The organism is Wolbachia endosymbiont of Wuchereria bancrofti (assembly GCF_002204235.2).
Taxonomy (GTDB): domain Bacteria; phylum Pseudomonadota; class Alphaproteobacteria; order Rickettsiales; family Anaplasmataceae; genus Wolbachia.
The window spans coordinates 1-893 of record NZ_NJBR02000018.1; the positions used below are offsets into that span (position 1 = coordinate 1).

Below are 893 nucleotides of genomic sequence, written 5' to 3' on the forward strand. Positions count from 1 at the left end.
TTGAATATTTGCAAAAAATAGTGTATTACTATTAATACCTTTCAAGTTAATTTCTTATGGCTTTTTCTAAGTTCCTTAACAAAAATTGGACATGACTTTCAAGAAGATCCTTGGCACGAAAGAAATAAGAATATTCTTATCCATTCTTGAGCGATATTTTAGGGTATACTGAAGTTGATACTATGCAAGAAATAGAATTCATCAGCGTCATTATAAATTCTGAATTTGCTTCTGAGAAACAAAGCATGGTTGATATTCTCTGCAAGGATTCTGTTGGTAATAAGTTTGTGGTTGAAATGTAGCTCACTCGTGAAAAGGACTTTAAAAAACGTGCTCAATATTACGTTGCCAAAGCTTACTCAAGGCAATCTGGTGGATACGCTAATTTACAAAAGATTTTCTTTATTACAACATCAAATTGTACTTTATTTCCCGATGAGTCTAATTATATATCTAGCCATACCATAAAAGACGATGAAACTAATGAGCATGATTTACAGGATTTTCAATTCGTATTCATTGAACTACCTAAATTTCCTAAAGGTAAAGTAGACCAACTAACAAGCATAGTAGAACGCTGGTGTTTCTTTATTTAAGTATGCAGAAGAAACAACAGATAAAAATTTAAAGAAGATAGCAGGAGAAGTATTAATAATAAATTTAGCATATGATGAGTTAAACAAGTTTCACTGGGGTGAAAAGGACCTAACAGCGTATGAAGAAAGAACAATGGATCTGTACAAAGAGGAAGCTATCCTTGAACAGAAACTTGGAAGGTATAGAAGAAGGAAAAATTGAAGTGGCAAAGGCAATGCTGGCTGATAATGTTGATACCAACACTATTGTCAAGTTTACTGGTCTTTCCATCAGTGAAATTGAAAGGATTGCAGGAT

At 32.8% G+C, this 893-nt stretch carries 1 pseudogene; it reads left to right on the forward strand.

Annotated features, from left to right (window positions below):
- Positions 1–56: 56 nt before the first annotated feature.
- Positions 57–893, forward strand: a pseudogene (locus CCY16_RS01060) (Rpn family recombination-promoting nuclease/putative transposase); the annotation flags it as partial.